The sequence below is a fragment of the Priestia sp. FSL H7-0729 genome (assembly GCF_038005685.1).
In the GTDB taxonomy this organism is placed as follows: domain Bacteria; phylum Bacillota; class Bacilli; order Paenibacillales; family Paenibacillaceae; genus Paenibacillus.
In genome coordinates this window covers 711,875-734,424 of record NZ_JBBOTQ010000001.1, presented here as the reverse complement: position 1 = coordinate 734,424, position 22,550 = coordinate 711,875, and the positions used below count along the sequence as shown (strand labels likewise).

18 protein-coding genes and 1 pseudogene are annotated in these 22,550 nt (G+C 44.0%); 12 read left to right on the top strand and 7 right to left on the bottom strand.

All coding sequences use genetic code 11. From position 1 onward, the window contains the following. Positions 1-18 precede the first annotated feature (18 nt). Entirely contained in the window at positions 19-645 is a 627-nt protein-coding gene (locus tag MHH93_RS03115) for a hypothetical protein (RefSeq protein ID WP_500052746.1), read from the top strand. Between the two features lie 352 nt (positions 646-997). Here the strand turns inward: MHH93_RS03115 and MHH93_RS03110 are convergent, their stop codons facing one another. Next, positions 998-1,273 carry a hypothetical protein gene (locus tag MHH93_RS03110; RefSeq protein WP_500052745.1) on the bottom strand — a complete coding sequence of 92 codons (276 nt, stop codon included), beginning with the start codon at positions 1,271-1,273 and terminating at the stop codon, positions 998-1,000. Between the two features lie 185 nt (positions 1,274-1,458). Between MHH93_RS03110 and MHH93_RS03105 the strand changes: the two genes are divergently transcribed. Both MHH93_RS03105 and MHH93_RS03100 read left to right on the top strand, forming a co-directional pair. Further along, complete coding sequence (locus tag MHH93_RS03105) at positions 1,459-3,075, top strand: helix-turn-helix domain-containing protein (RefSeq protein WP_500052744.1); 1,617 nt, start codon at positions 1,459-1,461, stop codon at positions 3,073-3,075. Positions 3,076-3,103: 28 nt separating this feature from the next. Next, on the top strand, positions 3,104-4,849 hold the full coding sequence (locus MHH93_RS03100; protein WP_500052743.1) for a cache domain-containing sensor histidine kinase: 1,746 nt from the start codon (positions 3,104-3,106) through the stop codon (positions 4,847-4,849). Between the two features lie 39 nt (positions 4,850-4,888). Here MHH93_RS03100 and MHH93_RS03095 read toward each other — a convergent pair whose 3' ends face one another. The 4 genes from MHH93_RS03095 to MHH93_RS03080 all read right to left on the bottom strand — a co-directional run bounded on the left by MHH93_RS03095 (position 4,889) and on the right by MHH93_RS03080 (position 9,574). Beyond that, entirely contained in the window at positions 4,889-5,779 is an 891-nt protein-coding gene (locus MHH93_RS03095) for a carbohydrate ABC transporter permease (RefSeq protein ID WP_500052742.1), read from the bottom strand. An 18-nt stretch (positions 5,780-5,797) separates the two neighbouring features. Beyond that, complete coding sequence (locus MHH93_RS03090; protein WP_500052741.1) at positions 5,798-6,688, bottom strand: ABC transporter permease; 891 nt, start codon at positions 6,686-6,688, stop codon at positions 5,798-5,800. A gap of 88 nt (positions 6,689-6,776) precedes the next feature. Then, a complete protein-coding gene (locus MHH93_RS03085) occupies positions 6,777-8,378 on the bottom strand; it encodes a type 2 periplasmic-binding domain-containing protein (protein WP_500052740.1) in 1,602 nt (533 codons plus the stop codon). Positions 8,379-8,563: 185 nt separating this feature from the next. Further along, complete coding sequence (locus MHH93_RS03080) at positions 8,564-9,574, bottom strand: alpha/beta fold hydrolase (protein WP_500052739.1); 1,011 nt, start codon at positions 9,572-9,574, stop codon at positions 8,564-8,566. Between the two features lie 124 nt (positions 9,575-9,698). Between MHH93_RS03080 and MHH93_RS03075 the strand changes: the two genes are divergently transcribed. Continuing rightward, a complete protein-coding gene (locus MHH93_RS03075; RefSeq protein WP_500052738.1) occupies positions 9,699-10,583 on the top strand; it encodes a LysR family transcriptional regulator in 885 nt (294 codons plus the stop codon). Positions 10,584-10,649: 66 nt separating this feature from the next. Then, entirely contained in the window at positions 10,650-11,114 is a 465-nt protein-coding gene (locus MHH93_RS03070) for an NUDIX domain-containing protein (protein WP_500052737.1), read from the top strand. Between the two features lie 214 nt (positions 11,115-11,328). Here MHH93_RS03070 and MHH93_RS03065 read toward each other — a convergent pair whose 3' ends face one another. Next, positions 11,329-11,676, bottom strand: coding sequence for a winged helix-turn-helix transcriptional regulator (locus MHH93_RS03065; RefSeq protein ID WP_500052736.1), 348 nt, complete (start codon positions 11,674-11,676; stop codon positions 11,329-11,331). Between the two features lie 130 nt (positions 11,677-11,806). On the opposite strand from MHH93_RS03065, the pseudogene MHH93_RS03060 reads away from it, so the two are divergent. Beyond that, positions 11,807-12,722 (top strand): annotated as a pseudogene (locus MHH93_RS03060) (DsbA family oxidoreductase). Between the two features lie 131 nt (positions 12,723-12,853). Next, the gene (locus MHH93_RS03055) at positions 12,854-13,426 is read left to right on the top strand and encodes a hypothetical protein (protein WP_500052735.1); all 573 of its coding nucleotides are present in this window, start codon (positions 12,854-12,856) and stop codon (positions 13,424-13,426) included. A 440-nt stretch (positions 13,427-13,866) separates the two neighbouring features. On the opposite strand, the gene arfA is transcribed toward MHH93_RS03055, so the two are convergent. Further along, on the bottom strand, positions 13,867-15,375 hold the full coding sequence (gene arfA, locus MHH93_RS03050; protein ID WP_500052734.1) for an arabinosylfuranosidase ArfA: 1,509 nt from the start codon (positions 15,373-15,375) through the stop codon (positions 13,867-13,869). A 209-nt stretch (positions 15,376-15,584) separates the two neighbouring features. Between arfA and MHH93_RS03045 the strand changes: the two genes are divergently transcribed. The 5 genes from MHH93_RS03045 to MHH93_RS03025 all read left to right on the top strand — a co-directional run bounded on the left by MHH93_RS03045 (position 15,585) and on the right by MHH93_RS03025 (position 22,541). Beyond that, on the top strand, positions 15,585-16,517 hold the full coding sequence (locus MHH93_RS03045; protein ID WP_500052733.1) for an ArsR/SmtB family transcription factor: 933 nt from the start codon (positions 15,585-15,587) through the stop codon (positions 16,515-16,517). Positions 16,518-16,745: 228 nt separating this feature from the next. After that, positions 16,746-17,594: a BglG family transcription antiterminator LicT gene (gene licT / locus MHH93_RS03040; protein ID WP_500052732.1), complete on the top strand. Its 849-nt coding sequence runs from the start codon at positions 16,746-16,748 to the stop codon at positions 17,592-17,594. 153 nt (positions 17,595-17,747) lie between these two features. After that, positions 17,748-19,685, top strand: coding sequence for a beta-glucoside-specific PTS transporter subunit IIABC (locus MHH93_RS03035; protein WP_500052731.1), 1,938 nt, complete (start codon positions 17,748-17,750; stop codon positions 19,683-19,685). An 88-nt stretch (positions 19,686-19,773) separates the two neighbouring features. Beyond that, entirely contained in the window at positions 19,774-21,240 is a 1,467-nt protein-coding gene (locus MHH93_RS03030; RefSeq protein WP_500052730.1) for a glycoside hydrolase family 1 protein, read from the top strand. Between the two features lie 173 nt (positions 21,241-21,413). Then, positions 21,414-22,541, top strand: a complete 1,128-nt coding sequence (locus MHH93_RS03025) for a phosphotransferase enzyme family protein (RefSeq protein WP_500052729.1) — start codon at positions 21,414-21,416, stop codon at positions 22,539-22,541. The last annotated feature ends 9 nt before the right edge of the window (positions 22,542-22,550 follow it).

The following is a 22,550-nucleotide window of genomic DNA, read 5'->3' as shown; positions in this document are numbered from 1 at the left end:
TGTCAATAAAGGAGATGGATGATGGGAAAATATAAGTGGGATATTGTTTTTTATTTGGCCGTATTTTTGTTTGTTGTGTACATGAAGATGAATGAACAATCTCTGTTTTTAATACTTGGGGTCGTTCTCACCGCTACTCTGATTATGTTTACCATTCGTATTTTTTATCCTCTGGGTTGGGAAACACGTATGGACCGCGTCGAGGCTTTTTTACGCAGACAGGAAAATAATCCAAGGCTTTATATCTATTACGTTCTCGCAAACAGACTTGATGATGAGTTGGAACGCACAATAGAGCGCATCAGAAATGAAGACACGAATAAAAGGACACAAGCAGTCTACAATGCAGCTTATGGCATCTATCACAATGACTTGGTAGCTGTTCGTACTGCGGTGCATAATATGCGTAGATCGGATTATCGTACATATTATGAAACGTATTTGCTTATGGAAGAAGGAAGAAGTGATCAGGCGAGGGAACACTTGAAATCCATTAGTAAGCTCTGGATGAGATTCACGCTTCTTGCAGCGATCGAACTAAAATCGGGTCACCGCGAAATTGCGATTCAGCAAGCTCAAGAAGCCATGCGTGCTGTCAGAGGTGTCCATCGTTATATGATATTTAAGGAATCAGAGAGATACTAAATGGTGAACAGAAATCTTTCATGTTATCTATTACAACTGACACGGATAAAAGCTTGTTCCACATAGGAGCAAGCTTTTATCTTTAGTATGTGAAGGACAAGAATAACCTGAAGATGCCCCCATCGAATATCTCATTAATCATAATGTTATAGCGTAGAAACTTAAATGATGTATAATGACTCAGGAACTCTATAATCAAACCAATATACACTGAACAATGAAGGATATGAGGTCGTTATGGGGGTAGCGTCCAGGAAAGAACAATTCACAATCGCACTCAATATGAAAATCAAACAACGATTAAATAATGTGTTCCAATTCACTTGTCTTTACTTACATATTTTAAACACCTTTACATAACAGCAGATGATTCAGATGCCTTATTTTTCTTCGCAAGCGGTTTTTTCTTGAGTGTTCGATCATATAGATACGGCTTACCGTGATATTCCCATGCATGCTTTTGTTTCTGCTTTTTATGTATATCAACCTTAATCTCCAGATTGGCAACGTTGCTCTGGAATTCAGTAGCAATTCGTTTGCACCATTTCAGTCCACTTTCTTCAGATGCACTGAAATGAACACGTAACAGATATCCATTCACCGTTAATTCAAACTTGTATAAATTCATGAGTTGTATCCTTTCCAGATAGAAGTTTTATACTGCATCAAATACGATAATTTGATTATAACAGGAACGTATGTTCTGTTAAAGTGGTATTTATAATTCTCGCAAACAAAAGGTTCGTTAGACTCCTTCGCAAGAGTTCGTTTAATGGTAAAATATTTAAAAATGGTTCATGTTGGGGGATACGCATGTATAAACTGATGATCGTTGATGATGAATTGCTCATGCGGGTTGGAATTCGTTCCATGCTGAATTGGGAAGATTACAATTTCCATGTTGTTGGTGAAGCTGGAAATGGTAAAGAGGCATTGAGCCTTGCACTTGAAGTGATGCCTGATCTGATTATTACAGATATCAAGATGCCGATTATGGATGGACTGCAGCTTATACAAGAGGCCTCTTGTCTACTGAGAACCTGTAAGTATGTCATCCTGAGTAATTTTGACGAATTTCATTATGTGAAAGAGGCACTGAAACTTGGCGCTTCAGATTACTTGATCAAAAGCGAGATCACCGAATCCTCCCTTATTGAGCTCCTGAGCACGGTTGGACAGAAACTGCAAAGCGAACATGTTCATCCAACCAAAACACCCTCTATCGGACAGGATTATTCCAAGAGTCTAAGATATCTAAAGGATAGTTTCTTTCAAGATATTGTAAGCGGATTCATAAATGGAGAGGATATTGTCTCCAAAGCAGAAGAACTGCAGTTTCGTATCCATTCGGACCAACTGGTTGTCATTAAGTTCATCGTGAACTATTACGAGGACGCAAAGAGGAAATATATCGAGAAGGGGGAAAAGCTACTCCGATTTTCAATTCTTAATATTATGGAAGAGATCATTCCCTCGAAGTGGGAGAAAGAGATTTTTGTTGAAAGTTCTTCTGAATATTGGGTGATCGTCAATGTACATCCTGAGAGCCAATCTGTACACACCGATATAAATAAACTCTGTAACAAATTGCTGTCTTCCATCAAGGATTTTATGAATCTGTCGCTCACGGCAGGGGTAAGTACGATGCTTTCCGGCTTCCCTCACATTAAGAAGGCTTGCCAAGAGGCGGAAAGTGCTCTGCAACAAGGATTCTTCACAGGTAGCAACCAGGTATTGTATTACGAGCACATGTTTCAATCTCCAGATCGACAGGAAGTTAAGGAGGCTTTAAGCCCGCAACAAGAACGAGATTTGTTGAAATTGTGGGTAAGCAAAGACAACAAAAAAGCGGAGGAGTTCCTTGAAGGAATCCGAACCAATCTGGAACAGCTGCGAGCGGATGAGAACAGCATTCGCAAGCAATATATCATGGTAATGGAGACCGTTCACTCCCATCTATCCCGAGCTACGGAGAGAGGGACACCTTCTCTAACGGAGAAATCGCCCTATGAAATCGTTCTAAAGGGGGAGTATTGGGAGGATATCCACCGAGATATGCTTGCCCATATTGCGTATTACTTCCAAACCGATTCTCAAAACAAACAGGAAAGCACCTACACCGATCTTGCCACTGAATTGATCGACAAGTATTATGCGGAGGACATTTCCTTGCAAAGTATCGCTAGCCAAATCAGTGTTAATCCGTCGTATTTAAGCCGAGTGTTCAAGCAGGAACGAGGAGAGAACTTTATCACGTACTTGACCCGAGTTCGAATTGAACATGCCAAAGCCTATCTATTGAGCAGAGGAATGAGAGTGTATGAAATAGCGGAAAAGGTGGGCTACCATAATTACACGTACTTCAGTAAGATTTTCAAAAAATCGGTAGGTGTCACTCCTGAGGAATATCGAGAGTTACAGCAGGGATGAATGCAATCGGTGAATAGAGGTGCAGCATATGAAGCATGTTCGGCCCTTTCGAATCAAGTACAAAATTATGGTGATCTGTATGACGGTCATTATCCTTCCGGTATTGGTGATGACGATCAATTCGTATTACTCTTCAGAGCGGTTGTTGGCACAGAACTATACAACGTTGCTAAACGATCTGGCGAAGCAGACGAATATTCGCATTGACGAGTTCCTCAAGGAGATTGAGAAAATTTCATTGCTAGCCAGCAATGGCCTTAGTGACAATCTGTCTGCAACTCATGAAGGGAGTTTTCCGATCCAGGATTTCCTGCGAGAGGGTGATGAACAACATGAGATTGCCGCGTACAATATTCTGATGAATTATATCATGATGAAAGATCGGGTATTCTCCATCTACCTCTACAATATGAACGGAGGACAAGACCTTTTTGTCAGTCCTCATCAACCCATTGATCCCAACTTCAAAGTAACGAACGAATTATGGTTTAAAAAGTTCATGCACGATAATGATCGAACCATTACGCTCACAACACGAATTGACGAGCAATTGGAGAATAAAATACTGGCAGTGTCACACGCTCGCAAAATTCATGATGTAACTAGTGGAGAACTGCTTGGTGTGATCGTTGTCAGCATTGATATCAAATTCATCGAGATTGTCAATCGAAATTTGCAGGAAGGATTACGCTCCAGATTCATGATTGTTGATGAGGACGACAAGATCGTATATAACGTGAACGAAAGATTAATTGGGACATTGTTCAGGGACAATGTTCGTCCACCTGAATCATTAAATGTCGTGGTGACCAGTCCCCTTAGTCAGCAAAAATGGACAACTTACTTATATATGCCTTTGGATGAGTTGACTGCGGATGGCAAAATATTGGGCCGTAATCTGGTGACGCTCGCCATAGTCATTGTTCTTTTTGCTGCCGTCATATCCATTTTTCTATCTCACGTGATCACAACTCCCATTAAAAAACTGCTACGGAATATCGCTCTAGTCGAGAAAGGACAGTTTGAACAAGTCGAACCTATTGGCTCAAGAGACGAGATTGGACATTTATCCATTCGATTTAACAGAATGTCCCACGAGTTGAAGCGGTTGGTCGAACGGATGCAGCAGGAAGAGATCGAAAAAGCCAAGGCGGAGATGCGTGCGCTGCATGACCAGATCAAGCCTCATTTTCTATATAACACACTAGGGTCGGTGAAATGGATCGCCTCGATGCAACAAGCTGACAAAATTGTGGAAATGACCGATGCCCTAATCTCGATGCTCCGCTATGCAACAAAATCCGATGGAACCCTCGTAACGATTCAAGAGGAACTCGATAATATAACGAATTACGTAACGATCCAGAATGTCAGGTACTATGATTGTATTCAGATGAGATATGAGGTAGAGGATAGAGTGTTGCATTATCGGATGCCCAAAATGATCCTGCAGCCTATTGTGGAGAATGCAATTTTTCATGGTCTGGCCGAACTGGAGGAAGACGGAATCATTACCATTCGGATTCAACTGAGGGTGGATGAAGTTGTAATCGAAATCTGTGATAATGGCGTGGGTATGGATCATCATACGATGCAGAACCTAATGGAAGAAAAGTCCGGTGCAGGTACAGGAACTAGTGGGATTGGATTGCATAATGTGCAGCGGCGAATTCATCTTCATTTTGGAAAGCCTTATGGCATACAGGTGGAGAGTATAGTAGGTGAAGGTACCAAGTTCTCCATTCTGCTGCCTGCCATTTCAGAGTATAGGTAGTATAAAAGGGCTTGCAGTAGGAACTGCAAGCCCTTTTGTTTACCCCTTGACACTTCCTAACACCAAACCCTTGGTAAAGTATTTCTGTAGGAACGGATACACGAGTAAAATGGGAATGGCACCCAGGAACATTTGAGCTGCGCGTCCCGTTCTGGCGTTCATCATGGACAATAGCTGCGTATAATCTGATCCTGATTTCAGCATGATTTGCTCAAAACTCTGCAGCAGGGTCTGAAGGTAGCTTTGTAATGGATAATTGGCTGGATTGTTCATATAGATAATGCCATCGAACCACGAATTCCAGTGGGCAACGATACTGAACAAACCAACGGTTGCGAGAGCTGGCTTGAGGAGCGGGAGGAGTATACGAAGCAAAACCTGTAGAGGCCCAGCCCCATCGATAATGGCTGATTCTTCAATCTCCTCGGGCAACCCCCGAATGAAATTCATGAGGATAATCATACTGAATACGGGGAGAGCCCCAGGCAGGATTAGAGACCATATGGAATCGATCAGTCCCATTTTGACGACAACAAGATAGGTTGGAATTAGCCCTCCACTGAATAACATGGTTACGATGAAAAATCCCATATAGATATTACGACCCATCAATTTTTGCTTGGATTTGGAGAGTGGATAGGCTGTCAGTACGATCAGAACCAGATTCAACAAAGTCCCTATAACGGTTCGTTGAATGGCTATCCAGAGAGAGGAGAAAAATGATCCTCCCGTTAATGCAAATTCATATGCCTTTGTTGTAAATTCCACTGGCCAGAACGTAACACTTCCCGCAGATACAGCCGCACTGCTGCTGAATGATACAGCTAACAGGTTAACAAAAGGAAGGATACACAGGAGAGAGATTAGAAGCAATATGGTGTAGTTTATGATAAGAAATACACGCCTGCTCATACTTTTATCATAGATCATAATGTGAGTTCCTCCTTCTTAGAAGATACGATAGCCAGCCACTCTGTAAGCCAGGATGTACGATACAGCAACGAGGACACTGGAAATGATCGATTTGAATAACCCGACAGCGGTACCAATCGAATACTGTGCCTGTTGGATTCCTAAACGGTAGACATAGGTATCAATAATATCACCGGTCTGATAGACGACAGGGGAGTAGAGATTATAGATCTGGTCAAAGCCAGCATTAAGTACGTTACCAAGCGATAATACGGTCATTAAAACAATGGTTGGCATGAGAAGAGGCAACGTAATGTAGATGGTTTGTTTCCACCGTTTCGCTCCGTCGATCACCGCGGCTTCGTAAAGTCCCGGATCAATACTGGTCAGGGCTGCCAAATAAACAACCGTGCCAAACCCGAAGCCTTTCCATATGTCACTCACAATCATCGTCCAAGGAAAAATAGAAGGTGTGCCAAGAAAGGAGATTGGTGCAATCCCAAATACACTTAGAAATGTATTGATAATGCCGTCGGAGCTAAGGATATCCAGCATGATGCCGGCCATAATGACCCAAGAGAGGAAGTTCGGGATGTAGACTAGTGTTTGAAATGTACGTTTGATTCCACTGTGTAGTACCTCGTTGAGCAGTAATGCGAAAATTACGGGCACGATTATACCACCGATAATCTTAAAGACAGACATGTACAATGTATTCCAGATCGTTCTTACAAAGTTCGGCTGATTAAATATGTGGGTAAAGTTATCCCATCCTACCCATGGCGAATTGAATCCGAGGCCCGGATTGTACTTCTGAAACGCAATAATAAGTCCGTAGAATGGGATGTAACTAAAGATGAAGACCAAGACCAGGCTTGGAATCAACATGAGATGGTAAGCACGTTGCTGCTGCCATTTTCTCAGCATTCGTATTCCTCCGTTCGTGGCGCAATATATTTGTAACCGCTACCAAGAAGAGATGAAAACATTCCCATCCCTTCTTGGCAACAGACTTTTATTTTCCGTATGCCTCATTGACGGCCTGGGTTGCGTCATCACCTCCGGCTGCTCGCCAGTTCTGGACAATTACATCGAAATAATCGATACTTTCGCTACCCATAATGATCTTAGTGAAGCCCTCCGTCAGGATATCATCCAAGGTTGTTCCATAGCTTGACAGGATCTCTGGTGTAACTCCCCATAAGGCTGTCTTTGTATAGTTTTCGCTGTCGAGTACTTTTTTGGCAAGTCCATACGCATTTTTGGGAGCACCTTGTTGCAAATAATCACCGACTGCTCCTGGGGTGGCGTTCTCCATGAATTCAACACTGTTATTATATTTTTGCAACATACCCGAAGTCGTAAGTCCACTGGTATCCTTGGATTCAAGGGCAGCCGACACCGCCTCAAATTGCTCATAATCCGAATTCGGATTCAGTACACGGAATGCACCGACAACATGGGCAATATCGTTATCCAGCAAAGCAGATAGCGTTTCTGTAGATTCCTTGCCATTGCCTTCATCCACGATATAAGCATAGTCGTTCAAAATCTGGATCACTTTCTCGGGGTTCTTGAATCCCTTCTTCATGACAATATAATTGTTGTTGGCGAAAAAGATGGATTGTTTGGCTTCCTTCCCATCGACGGTAGGAATGATATAAGGATAGAAGATAGCGTCTTTACCCAAGTTGGATACCGTATCGACACCTGGATTATAACCCCACCATTGGTAATAAGGCTGCATTCCCACTTTGCCGGCGACAATGTCCGCGTTCATCGCGTTGAAGTCTTTGATTGCAAATTCCGGATCAATAATGCCTCGCTTGTACCATTCTGACCACTCAGCCAACGCATCCTTCATCTCAGGCTGCACGGAGCCGTACACGAGTTTTCCAGTGCTATCCTCCATCCACATATCCGGATGCGCATTCCATGCAATGGCGAGCAGGTTGAGGTAATCTAACGATTGGTCTACCGCTATACCATAACCGCCGTGTTTTTCCATGAATTTTAATGCGATATTTTTGATGTCTTCCACAGATTTCGGATCTTGGACTCCCAATTCTTCTTTCCAGTCGTTCCGGATCCAGATGAAGTCTGGTTGTTCAATTAATCCCCAATGCATCTGCGGTATGCCGTACAGCTTGCCATCCTTTTTTCCGGACTCGTAACTGTCTGCATCCGCTTCCATATAACCTTTGAGTCGATCTGAAGCGTGTTGGTCAAAGACTTCGGAGAGGTCCATGACCATATCTGCTTCGACCAACTGTCTCAATTGCGATGGGTTAACCCTGAAGACGTCAGGCAGATCGTTCGATGCGATAGCCAAATTCAATTTGGTTTCATACTCATCGCTGACCCAGTCTGTTTTCACATCGATATTAAACTTCTCTTTGTAGCGCTTAATCCACACATTGTTGGTGATGTCGTCACCCTTAGGATATTTTGCAGACGTGTATTCAGATGTTACGGTGTGAATGGTTGTCGTTCCAGCCTCGTTGGAATCCGGATCGGTCGTTGAACCTTTCTCTGCACCGTTTCCATTGCTACAGGCTGCGAGTATTAAGGTTGACATGCACAGAGACAAGACTAAAGCTTTCGTTTTCTTGTTCATTTCTTTTCCCCCTTATCAGTGAGAATCAATAACGCTTTCTTGAAAATATTCTAAACGAGAAAGGGGGAATGTGATATAAAGGTTATTGACGAGAACCCGCATGTTTTTTTACTTTCGAGTCGTAGCGAAGAAAAAATCAATAAGCTGTGTGCACTTTTTTTACTTTATGCTCCTTCTTTTTTTACTCATGTCTCCAAAAAGTGCTTTAGATGACGATCGATAACGATTGAATCCGCTTCGTTAGCTCCAATTCCAAAGCAGTGTCCCCACTTGGACTCTATAGGTTGAAGTACAGCGTTTGGCATATGCTGAGCATCATACGCGCTGTCTTCAGGCGTAAAGAACAAGTCACTTGATCCTGGCATAACGAGTGCAGGAGAGGTGATCTTGCTTAACGCCTGTTCGAAGTTGCCATCATCTATGGGATTATCGCTAATGTCTCCATAGATTCCTGTACGCAGCATGGTAATCAAGTCGTTAGCATCGAAGGGAAGAAATACTTGATCCCAGTAATCCTCTACATAAGATTTCAAGGAGTCGTAACCCTCAGATTGGTATAATTGCTCCAAATAATACGCCTGCGAAAATCCCCATGGAGCATAGGCTCTTCCCATTGCTGCGAGACCGACAACCGGAGGGCTCTCATATCTACCATTTTTATAATTCGAATCTGCCTGTAAGGCCGCGATCATTGCTTCGAATACCAACTGTGTATGGGGTCTGCTCTTTGCCGTTCCGCCAAAGGGGGCAATACGTTCGACCATCTCCGGATAACTGGTTCCCCATTGATATACCTGCATGGCTCCCAGAGACCAGCCCACAACGAGTTTGATTTTGGAGATACCGAATTTCTCAGTAATAAGTTGATGTTGGGCACGCACATTGTCATACATGGAGATAAGAGGGAAGTTCTCCTTATCATAGGGGGCAGGGGTATTGCTCGGAGACGACGATAGTCCATTACCCAACATATTGGGCACAACGATAAAATATCGACTGGGGTCCAGTGCCTTGTTCGTGCCAATTAACCATTCATTATCTGTGTGAATTCCAGCAAACCATGTTGGGACAACAATAACATTGTCTTTTGCCGCATTTAGGTTTCCATAAGTCTTGTATGCCATAAAAGCTTGAGGGAGATGTTGCCCCGATTGAAGTAATGTATTTCCAAGGTTATATGTTTCATAATCGTTCATGGATGGATTCTCCTTAAAATATAGTCATAACTTGATTTCACTTTACATTACGTCTATCATCAATTCAACGAAACGTTATTAAACATATCGTTCATTTATTTTGAACAGAGGAGGTGCCTGATTCATGGAAATACGTCAGTTAAAAACCTTTTGGACACTTGCGTCGACCTGCAGCTTTCATCAAACTGCTGAATTATTGAATTATGTACCGTCTACCATTACGATGCAGATCAAATCGCTGGAAGAAGAGCTCGGGGTGAAATTGCTGGATCGATTAGGCAAAAAGGTTGTGTTAACCGACGCTGGGCAACAATTTTTGCCGTACGCCACTAAAATCTTAAATGATGTAGAGGAAGCGAAGTGCATATCAAGTCAACATGGGGAATTGGCGGGAACGGTTGTCATCGGAGCAGACGAGGTACTCTGTGCTTATCTTCTTCCATCCTTGTTCAAACGTTTCCGAGTGGAGTACCCTGGTGTGCGGTTATTGTTCCGCCCGTTGTCTGGTCAAGAGCTTAAATCGAGTCTGAGAGAAGGGCATGCAGATGTCGTGTTTGTATTGGATGAACCTGTGGGTTCCAAAGATCTCCATTCCGAGTTTTTAAAGGGTGAGCCCTTTCGAATGGTGGTTTCTCCCGATCATATGTTAGCATCGCGTTCCACGTTGGTCATTAATGACTTTCACAGACAGCATTTTTTACTGACCGAGAAGAACTGTTCGTATCGCACTTGTTTTGATCAATCATTACTGAAAAAGGGTGCGGATGCTCTGACAGAGCTGGAGTTTCATAGTGTAGAAGCCATTAAACAATGTGTTGTGGCTGGTCTGGGGATCGCTTTATTACCTGAGATGGCATTGAAGAAAGAGTTGAGCGAAGGGGAAGTGGTTGCTCTTCCGTGGGATTTATCAGATGTATCCTTTTCTGCGCAAATGCTCTGGCATCGGGAAAAATGGATCTCTCCGTCCATGGCTGCTTTCATGGAGGTCGCCAAGAGTGAATTGATTTGATTGTTCAGAATTTGTTTAGATGTATGTGTTAATATATTCTTCACAGACATATATGGGGGATTAACAATGGAAAGAAAGATACGAAATTCTGCAAAAGCATTGATCATTAAAGACGGAAGAATGTTGGCGATTAGGCAGGAAGATCATGGCGATGTCATCTATACCTTGCCTGGTGGAAGCCAGAATGCAGGTGAAACACTAACTGAGGCTGTGAAGAGAGAAGTCGCAGCAGAAGTCGGAATAGATGTAGAGCCTTTATCATTAGAATTCGTCATTGAGGGTGTCTATGGTGCAACTCTTCATCGTGTAGATTTTGTTTTCTTATCCGAATACATAGGTTTAATGGACAATGACAGGGCTATTCTGCCAACTGACGAAAATCAAATAGAGTATGAATGGCTTGAAATTAAAAATTTGATCCAATTACCTTTATTGCCCTCTAAATTACGGAAGCAGATCGTTAGATTGGTTGAGGGAAAACCAACGGTTATGTATTTAGGGAACGAGGAAGATGAGGAATTGAATGGTTAGAATTGTCTAACACATCGAAGCCGAGAATGAATATGAAGTGATTCATAAACGAGCGGCAGTCTTGTATTCATACAAGGAAAGGCTATTTCTAAGGACATGAGGGTCCACTGAAATAGCCTTTTAGCCGTTGAACAAAGTGTACTGATTGATTCAAATATGACCATCTAGACTAAGGAGCTACATAAGGCTAGGCCAGCCAAGACGAGATGAGGTGTTATATATCTTGTTCCTTCACACCTGCTGTCATATGTTTCTGACCCCACATGACCATAGAATCAATTAAGGGAACCAATTCCTTGCCTGATTCTGTGAGCGAATACTCCACTCTCGGTGGCACCTCGTTATATTGCTCCCGATGCACGATGCCGGAATGAATCAAATCCTTCAAACAGTTCGTTAGCATCGTGCCGGTGATGCCGGGCAGTCTTCTTTTTAATTCATTGTAACGTATACAGTCATTTTCACTAAGGATTGCCAGGATCGGAAGATTCCACTTGCCTCCAATGACCTGAAATGCATAGGTCGCTGGACATAACTGATCGAAATTAAACTCGTATTTCACTTGATACCCTCCAATAGTATACTTTTTGATACTAAGTCAGAAAAAGAATCGTACTTGTTTAGAAGATTGTAGACATTATAATCAAACTAACACAAGGAAATCAATTCATAAAGTTAAAGGCGGGATACATGTGAGTAACGAATCTATGATGTGTGATTTGGAAACAGGCATATGTGGTGTGAGCGAAGAAGAGGCTATGCAAGAGATCAATCTGAATCATGTTGGGAAAAAGATAACTCTTTATTACGCAACAGATCCGATCTGCTCTCACTGTTGGGCGCTTGAGCCTGTGCTTCATCGGTTTGTTGAGGAATACGGTCATTATTTTACGATGCAAATCAAAATGGGTGGGCTACTGGCTAACTGGAACGGTTTCACGGATGGCGCTAACGGGATTCAGAAGCCTTCGGACGTTGCAGAGCATTGGAAGGAAGTGGGGGAGCATTCACGCATGCCCATCGACGGTTCCTTATGGCATGATAATCCAATACTTTCTTCCTATCCGCCATCTCGCGTATTTAAAATCATTCAGAGTACACACCCTGGTAAAGAGCATGAGTTTTTAAGACGTGCGCGTGAAGCCGTGTTTGCATTTAATCGAAATATTGGAGAAGATGATGTGCTGACGGATATCGTCAATCAACTGGGCTTGAATGGAGAAGAAGTGGTTGAGGCGGCTGCACTGCAATCGGCACAAGAGTCATTAGAGGAAGACTTCGAGCGTGTCGCCAGTTTGGGGAGTTAGAGGTTTCCCATCCATTATTATTGTGAATGAAGAGAACCAAGGTATGAAAATTGTTGGTGCACGTTCTCTTGAAACATATGTGCAAGCACTTCAGCAGGTGCTGGGAGTTGATCTGCAACCAAAACAGATTACCTCGTTGGAGCAGAAAATCAATGAGGGACACCTTCTTTTTTCTAAAGAAATAGAAGTCATGTACAATATTGAAAAAGCTGATGTTGCATCCTATGTGAAATCTGAATTGGCAGAAAACACATATCGTGTGGGACATGTTTTGAATGAGATGTATATTGAGCATGTCTGAGAAAAAAACAAGAAATCTGTAATTGCACGGCGGAATCTGCCTGCTTCGGCACACGGATGTGTTATTCGCACAGGCAAGTCGTCCACCCATTGCGTAGACTGAAGTAGATCAAGTTAAGTGAGGTGAATTCCATGGCGAAGACCAATGAAATACACGTCAAGGCAAATCGGCTTAAGGATCGTCCAGTCTGCGTGACTCTTCATAATGGCGAAACGTATGTTGGCTACATCTCTGATGTCAATCACGCAGGAGTAGTGATTACCGGGGGCGGAAAGCTTACTCAGGCCGCAATTACGGCATCCTCATCTGAAGGCAGTACTCGTAAAACCAAACCTAAAGCAGCGGCTACGAAAAAAACAGCATCTTCTCGTAACCATAAACGGGTGAACAGCACACGTAAGTCGCAAGTACGGTCCCGGTCGATGTCTCGCTCAACGTCTAGGCAAGCCCAGGTATCATCTTTCATGCCTATGTTAGGTTCATTGTTAGGTGGATTTGGCGGTGCAGGCTCGATTGGAGGTATGTTAGGCGGGGGTATGCGGTTGTTTGGCATGATCCAACGGTTTACACCTGTGGTCAAAATGGGGTATGGCATGATTAAGCAGATTCAGCCATTTATGGGGGCAGTTCAAGGGCTGATGACTCCAGCAAGCCAAGCAGCTCAGGCTGAAACTGAAGGTGAAGAGGAAGTACAACAAGGATAATACTTGAAATAAGAATCGTGAAATAGAACACAACCTTCGTTGCATTTGGGAAGGAAGGATTGCTAGTATGTTGGGTGATCTGATCTGATCTGTTTCTGATCTGTTCTTATCTTCTCAGCTAGATGCTTAACCGCAAGCTGCTCTCCGTATGCCAAACGGAGGGTGGCTTATTTGCTTATGCTGTATATGAGGTTTGAATCAGGTCGATTTCGCATGCTTGCTCAGTGCTAACGAACGTGACAAACCCTATTCGCTGCAAAATGTAAGATATAGTGTGAAAAAGGGGCTGATTCTGCAGCATAACTTCTCCTGTGTTCGTTAGAATTAAAATTCGGCCGACTACCCAGATGCAGCAAAAAGCCCCGCGCGCTGGAAGCTGCACGCGGGACGATAAACAATGCTGATGTTGCAGAGTAGGAGAAAATTCTATTACGTTCTGATTAAGCCTGTTTTGTTTTCAGGCGAATCACGTTCCATGACGCTTTGTTCAGCACAGCTTGAACTTTACCTTGATCCACGGTTGTATGTCCACCATTGTGTGGAAGGACGTTGCGTGGGTTTTCCTTGGTATTGGTTGCTTTTAAGTCGTTGTTCTCCAATACGATATGCTCCACAAATGTGGTTTCTCCGAAGGAACGCAGATCCACATTCAGTTCCAATTGCTCATCCAGATGTCTGTTCACCGCAAAGATCGTGATCGTGCCGTTCTCTTCATCATGCACACTGATCGCTTCGAGATAAGGCACATCTGTAAAGTCTTTGGAATCGTATTTAGGTGAAGTTGTGATGGAACGCAGAACCGTTCCGCGACCAAAGTTGGATGCGTGCATAAACGGGAAGTATGTCGTCTGGAACCAGATTGCTCCGTTATTTTCCGTCATGATTGGTGCAATGGTGTTAATCAACTGAGCAAGGCAAGCCATTTTTACACGGTCGGCGTGCTTGAGAATGGTAATCAGGTAACAACCCACGGCTAGTGCATCTTCATGCGTGTATACATCTTCAAATTCAGGAGGGGCAATCTGCCAACGTTCTTCCATACGGCTTGTGCCAATGGATTTCCACACATTCCATTCATCCAGCGACAACATCAATTTCTTTTTGCTGCGTTTCTTGGCTTGTACAAAATCACAGATCGAAGCCACACTATCAATAAACTGATCCAGATCCAGCGATGTAGCCAGGAAGTCATACGTATTGTCTTTGTTGTTATTGTAATACTGATGCAGGGACAAGTAGTCCACATTTTCATAGGTAAGATCAAGCACGGTTGCTTCCCAATCTGCAAATGTCTTCATGTCACGGCTCGAGCTGCCACATGCGACGAGTTCAATCTCTGGATCAACCCATTTCATCGCTTTGGCTGTTTCGTTGGCAATACGACCGTATTCATATGCAGTCATCGCACCGATCTGCCAAGGACCGTCCATTTCGTTACCGAGGCACCATGTTTTGAATTTATGTGGATCTTTATATCCGTGAGAGATACGCAGATCACTCCAGTATGTGCCGGATGGGTGGTTGCAGTATTCAATCAGGTTTCTGGCCGCATCAATGCCGCGAGTACCCAGATTTACAGCCATCATCACTTCGGTTCCAACCAGTTTGGCCCAATCTGCAAATTCATTCGTACCTACCGCATTCGTTTCAATCGTCCACCATGCCAGTTCAAGTCTGCGTTTACGCTCCGCTACCGGACCAACGCCGTCCTCCCAATTGTAACCGGATACGAAATTGCCACCCGGGTAACGAACGATGGGTACGTTCAGCGCTTTGATCGCTTCAATCGCGTCCTGACGGAAACCTTGAGCATCCGCAGTAGGATGGCCTGGATCATAAATACCTCCATATACAGCCCGTCCCAAATGTTCTACAAATGAACCGTATACACGAGGGTCTACTTCAGCAATCTGTAAATCTTTATCAATAAGCATCTTGGATGTAAGCATGGGAAAACCTCCATAGAATTAATTTTAGCTGTGTAAGAAACTTTATTTGACGATGAGTTCGCATAAAAGCAAAATCAACTCATTGATTTGTTATCTAATGTGTATCATAATGCTATTATATTGAGCAAGTTCATTTTACAGGGTTCGCTAAAAAACGAATCCTAAACCACTAATATAATGAATTTTATAGAGATAAGGGAGTGAAGTTCATGATGCTTGGCACGGATGCCTCATCCTTGATTATATATGAAGCGCTGGCCAGCGAGGCCCGCTTAAATATCGTTCGTTTATTATTGCAAAACAGGGAAATGCATATCAATGCCCTTGCCAAAGAGCTGTATCTGAGCAAAGCCATCGTCAGTACACATGTGAGCAAATTGCAGAAAGCGGGCATCGTTGGCAGCCGCATGAAGCGTGAGAACGGTGGAACATATAAATACTGCTATATTCTGCAAGAATTCATGACAATCAATCTCTCTCCTGAACCAGTCGATGCTCCGTACCATGAAGTCTCTATTCCGGTGGGGCATTATACGGATTATGAAGCTTGGCCGACCTGTGGCATTGCCACTACAACGCAAATGATTGGACAATATGATACACCAGCCTGCTTCATGGACCCGGATCGGGTCAACGCAGGCATTCTTTGGTTCGCACAAGGCTTTCTGGAATATAAGATCCCGAATTATCTGAATACAGAACAGCATCTCCAGGAAATTGAAATTTCACTCGAACTCAGTTCGGAAGCACCCCGAGTCAATGAAAATTGGCCTTCCGACATTCGCTTTTCCCTTAATGGCGAACACCTTGGAACATGGACAAGTCCAGGGGACTTTGGCGATCGGAAAGGCAAACATACACCGCCATGGTGGAAATTGGACGTTAATCAATATGGTGTATTGAAGGTGCTACGCATTAACGGAGAAGGCACGTTTATGGATGGTCAGCGCATCTCGGATGTGCGTATCCATGATCTGAAACTGGATTCTTCCACGTACTGGACATTTGGATTAAGACCGGAAGAAGGGGTACCCGGTCGGGGCGGACTAACGCTGTTCGGAAAAGGGTTCGGTAACTACGATCAGGACATTTTGATTCGGTACTATTACGAGGCAGGGGAATATACAACTTCTGATGTATAAAATGCCGACTTTTATATCATTTTAATAAGACAATAATGACCTAGACGAAGTGTAAGAGAAATCCTTTGTATTGGAATTGATAACGATTACATCGGTGGTGTAAGATACAGCTAAATAAGGAGTGTCACTGATTCGATCAGGCACCACCACAGTCTGGATTTCACAAGTTTGTTTGACTTGTGTCCGGGACCATGGTGGTGCTTTTTGCATATTGGGGGTGAGAACATCATGAGGTTCAAAAAAACGTTAAACAACAACATCGCCCTGGCAGAGGATGCCGAAGGCTGCGAAGTCATTGTGATCGGAACTGGAGTTGGGTTCAAAAAAGTGAAAGGACAATGGATTGAACGGGAGCAGATTCAAAAAACATTTCGAATCGGCTCAGATGACAAATACCAGCGATTGGAGCAATTTTTTAATGATATCCCGCTGCAAGTCATTAACGTCACCGATCAAATCATTGAGCATGGCCGGAACCAAATCGGTAAAAAGTTGAATGATTCCATTCTGCTCACCCTGGCTGATCACATTCACTTTGCGCTGGATCGCTTCAAGAGTGGTGTGGACGTGCAGAATCCGCTTCACTGGGATATCCGTCATCTGTATCCTGTGGAATACCGTATCGGAGCCTATGCCGTCGAGCTAATTAACGATGCTTTTGAGGTAAGTTTGCCGTCAACAGAGGCAAGCTCCATCGCTCTTCATTTTGTGAATTCGCAGTTTGATTCCGGCAGTATGAATCAAACGATCAAGATAACCCAGATGATTAATGACATATTAGATATCATGACGGATCATTTTGGAATGACACTGGATCAGGAAACCACTGATTTTTCCCGATTCGTTACCCATCTCAGATATTTCATCGTTCGACAATTGAACAGGGAAGTGCTCTCCTTCAAAGATCAGCAGTTTCTGTATGATGTATTGTCGGAGCGATATCCGTCCAGCTTCCAGTGCGCACTTAAGATAAAGGAAGAGATGGAGCAGCAGCGCGGATTCGCAATTACTCCCGATGAGATGGTATACCTGATGATTCACATCGAGAGAGTGACATCCCGTTCCGACACGGGTTGATCTCAATACAACCAGCTTGGAGCTATACCACATGATTATGAATATGGAGTGTTACTGATTCGATCAGGCACCACCAAATGTTTCCGACTCCGCTATCTAAGGCGGGCCGGGTTGGCATTTGGTTTTTTTTCGCCCAAAAAAGGAGGAAGCAGCATGAATCATCGGGAGTTGTCGAAAGAAATTATTCACTTAACAGGAGGGCAAGGGAACATAACGCAAGCCTGGCATTGCATCACACGGCTGCGATTCAATGTTCGTGATGAAGACAAGGTTCAGCTTGAGCAGATCAGAGCATTGGACGGTGTGCTCGGAGCCCAATTTCAGAGTGACCAGTTTCAAGTCGTCATCGGAAATAAGGTCGCGGCCGTGTATGAAGAGATTGAGGTTCAACTGAAACCGGATGGCAAGCCGCAACCCGAAGCAGGTGCTCCCCGTTCCAAAGGCATTAATGCTGTATTGGATACCATCTCGGGTATCTTCACTCCCATCCTTCCTGCCATCATAGGTACAGGTATGCTGAAGGGTATTCTGGCTTTGCTGGTTACACTCGGAGCAATCCAGGAGACAAGTGGAGAGTATCAGATTCTGTCGTCTGTAGGGAATGCAGCCTTTTACTTTTTACCTTTTCTCCTTGCTGTCTCGTCTGCTCGAAAGTTCAAAGTCAATGAATATATTGCCTTGACCCTCGCGGGTACGTTATTGTATCCAACCATCCTGAATGCATATTTGGCAAATCAGCTGGAGCCGATACGTTTTCTATCACTACCCGTGTCCATTGTGAATTATACCCAGTCTGTCATTCCAATCATTCTGGGTGTGTGGCTTCTGAGTTATGTTCATCGCTGGGTGGATCGATTCATTCCTGGTCCGGTCAAGGTGATCTTCACCTCGATGATTGTATTAGTCATCACGGTTCCCATTCTGCTCATTGCCATTGGGCCACTCGGGAACTACATCGGTATCTATCTGGAAATGGGTACGTCCTGGCTATTTGCTCATTCAGGTCCGTTAACAGGAATTGTTCTTGGTGGATTAATGCCATTAATCGTCATGACAGGCATGCACTATGCGTTTTTCCCGGGTACGTTGCAGAACTTGAGCAAACTTGGATATGACGTGCTTTTGTTGCCGATCAACCTTGTGACCAATATGAGTCAGGCGGGTGCCGTGGCGGCCGTGTTTCTCAAAACAAAAGACAAGTCCATGAAGTCCATAGCCTTATCCAGCGGCATCTCTGCCTTGCTCGGCATCACCGAGCCAGCATTGTACGGGGTAACACTGAAGTTGAAAAAACCATTTTATGCTTCACTGATCGGCGGGGCCGCTGGTGGCGGGTTTATTACTGCAGTTGGTCTGAAGTGCTTCGGCTTTGCCGTGCCGGGACTGCTGGCCCTTCCGTTATACATTGGCCCAGGCGGAGGCATGTCTAACTTCTGGTATGCTCTGATCGGCATCGGCATCAGCTTTACCGTTTCATTCATACTGACTTTACTGCTCAAATGGGATGAGCCGAACACACATAGTAATGTGGTATCCGGTTCATCTCAGCATCTATCCCAGCCGAATCAAGCCACAAACACTGTTGTGACTGATGAAGAGGCAAGAGCTGTAACCGTACATTCAATTGAGGAAAAGAAAGGCGAAGTATTCAGCCCGCTCACTGGTGAAGTCGTGCCGCTTGCATCTCTACCGGACAAAACCTTCGCTGAGGAGATGACCGGAAAAGGTATTGCCATTCTTCCGCAAGAAGGACGCGTAACAGCTCCATTTGACGGGATCGTCACCATGGTTGCCAAAAGCAAACATGCGGTCATGTTAACGTCGACGAGCGGGATTGAAATTCTTATTCACGTTGGATTGAACAGTGTATCGCTCAAAGGGAAATTTTTTGACGTGAAGGTTACTGCCGGACAAGAAGTGAAGAAGGGTGATCTGCTGTTGGCGTTCGACATGGATGGCATCCGGGATGCTGGGGTTAATCCGGTCACACCGGTGATCGTAACCAATACACCAGATTACCTTGACGTGGTGCCGGTTCAGGTGAAGGGGGTGATTCCGATGAATGAATTGCTTCTCCTCACTGTTCGCTAACAGCTGTATGAAGGCGTACTTTTTTTAAAAAGGACTTACGAGCAATATAAAACAACTTTGTATTCACCCAAAAAAGGAGAGAAACCACATGACAAAAACAATTAAACACTCATTCCCTAAAGGATTCTTATGGGGAGGAGCTACCGCGGCCAATCAGCTCGAAGGGGCATATGACGCAGATGGCAAAGGACTTTCTACTTCAGATATGGCGCCTTATATCCCTCATGAAGAGCGTAGCGGGAAAGATTTCACTTTCGACGTGGATTCCGTTCAGCTGGAAGAATATCTGAGCGGTAACTCAGGCGTCTACTTTCCGAAACGGAATGGTGTTGATTTCTATCATCGCTACCAAGAAGACATTGCATTGTTTGCAGAAATGGGTTTCAAAGTGTTTCGTCTGTCGATCGCGTGGACACGCATCTTCCCGACAGGAGAAGAAGCTGTTCCCAATGAAGCTGGGCTTGCCTTCTATGATAACGTGCTCGACGAACTCCTGAAATACGGCATTGAGCCGCTCGTAACGATCTCGCACTACGAAATGCCTGTAGAATTAACTCGTAAATACAACGGCTGGGAAAGCCGAGAAATGATCGACCTGTATCTGAAGTTTGCCAACACGTTGTTTGACCGTTACAAAAACAAAGTGAAATACTGGATCACCTTTAACGAGATGAATATGATGCTGACAAGCCTGTACACTGGCGGCGGCATTCTGGAAGATAAAATTAAAGGTTCACAGGAACAGGTGGCATATCAGGCGACTCACCATCAATTTGTCGCAAGCGCACTGGCTGTCAAGAGCGGTAAAGAGAAAATGCCGAATGCTCAAATCGGCTGTATGATCTGCCGCCTGGAAACGTATGCTGCCTCCAGCAAACCGGAAGACGTTCTGCAAACACTGAAGGAAGATCAGATGAACTTGTTCTATCCGGAAGTACAGGTGCGGGGAGAATACCCGTCTTACATGCAACGTTACTTTGAAGAACAGGGTATCGAACTGGTCAAAGGATCCGAGGATGATGCGATTATCCGAGATAATACAGTGGACTTTATCGCATTCAGCTACTACATGACGTATATTGGAAAATATGATCCAAATGACAACAGCAACTCCGGCATGCTGGTCAGCCAGATTAAAAATCCGCATCTCAAAGCTACCGAGTGGGGATGGCCTATCGACCCAATCGGTCTGCGTATTGCGCTGAACCGGTTGTATGACCGATACCAGATGCCACTCTTCATCGTGGAGAACGGACTGGGTGCACAGGATACACTGGAAGAGGACGGAAGCGTACATGACACTTACCGGATTGATTACCTGCGCAGTCACATCGAGCAGATGAAAGAAGCCGTAGCTGATGGCGTGGAATTGATGGGTTTCACCAGTTGGGGTCCTATTGATATCATTAGCTGTTCAACTTCAGAGATGGGCAAACGCTACGGATTTATTTACGTCGATCAGGACAACGCAGGACATGTTACATTGGAAAGAACTCGCAAGGATTCGTTCTACTGGTACAAACAAGTTATTGAAACGAACGGAGAAACCCTGTAATTATTAAAAGTTCTTATACGCCGCCCGTATGGGCGGTTCTTTATTTTACACTAGTAAAATCAGGGATAATTATGTAAACTTGTGATATTCAAACAAGAGGAGTGAATTCAATGTCTAACAAGGTGATTGTGCTTTAGGTTCACAGAAGGATATTTGCGTTACAGGGATTCCTTTTGTGGACATTGCAGTGCGGGAAACCGCTCAAACAATGTTTACTGGAGGAGATTATTATTAATTTTAACGAAGCTGTTAACATCAGCAATACGCATGTATTGGCAATGGTATCCGAGCTGTTTCATCTGGAGGGATACAACATTCAGCTTGTTCCGCCTCATGAGGGCGGGCGGAATGTCGTTTACACTTGTGAGCAAGAGGGATGTGAATCGCTAATTCTCCGAGTCTCTTTTATGCCTGACAGAGAGCGGGAAGATTACATTGCCGAACTGGAGTATGTACGATATTTATTCGAGCATGGTGCAAGTGTCTCGAATGTAGTCAGCTCGAAAAAGGGTCATCTGTTCGAAGAGATCACTTATGATGAGCATACGTTCTTTATTTGTATGTTTGTGAAGGCCAAGGGAAAGTTGCTGGTAGAAAACCATTATCAATATCGAGAAGGGATTCCGATTACCGAATACTATTATAATAGCGGTAAAGTTCTGGGCAAAATGCATCAGCTATCCAAAAGTTATGCTCCCGTTCATCGCAGGCATCATTTTTTGGACAAATATAACATGGAGTATATCGAGAGGTTGGTCCCTGAATCATTCTCTTTGCTCAGAAGCAAAATGGCGGAACTTCTCCAAGCAGTAAAAGAATTGGAGTCGAGCCAGGAGACATTGGGCATGATCCATTTTGATTATAATGACGGGAATTATTCGATCGATTTTGATACGGGGCAAATCACGGTATATGATTTCGACAATTCCTGTTATGGCTGGTACATGTTTGACCTCGCAAGTTTGTGGATCAACGGAGTCGGCTGGGTTCAATTTGAACCTGAAGCGGACACACGTAAACAATTCATGGATGAGTATTTCCAAACCGTGCTCGCCGGATACACTTCAGAAACCCAGGTTTCTGATACCATGCTGGATAAGCTGCCTTTATTTATTCAAGTCAGCCTTCTGGAGAATATTGTGGATCATTTTGAGGTGGCGCAGCGCGAAGGGGAGGAGCCGGAAGAGGATGACGAGGCTCTGTTATATCTGATTAAATGTTTGGAAGAAGATATATCTTACAAAGGGTTCTTTCATGAGATATATTCAACTGAGGCTCCCTTTGAATATGAGGAGCGCTGAAGGGACATA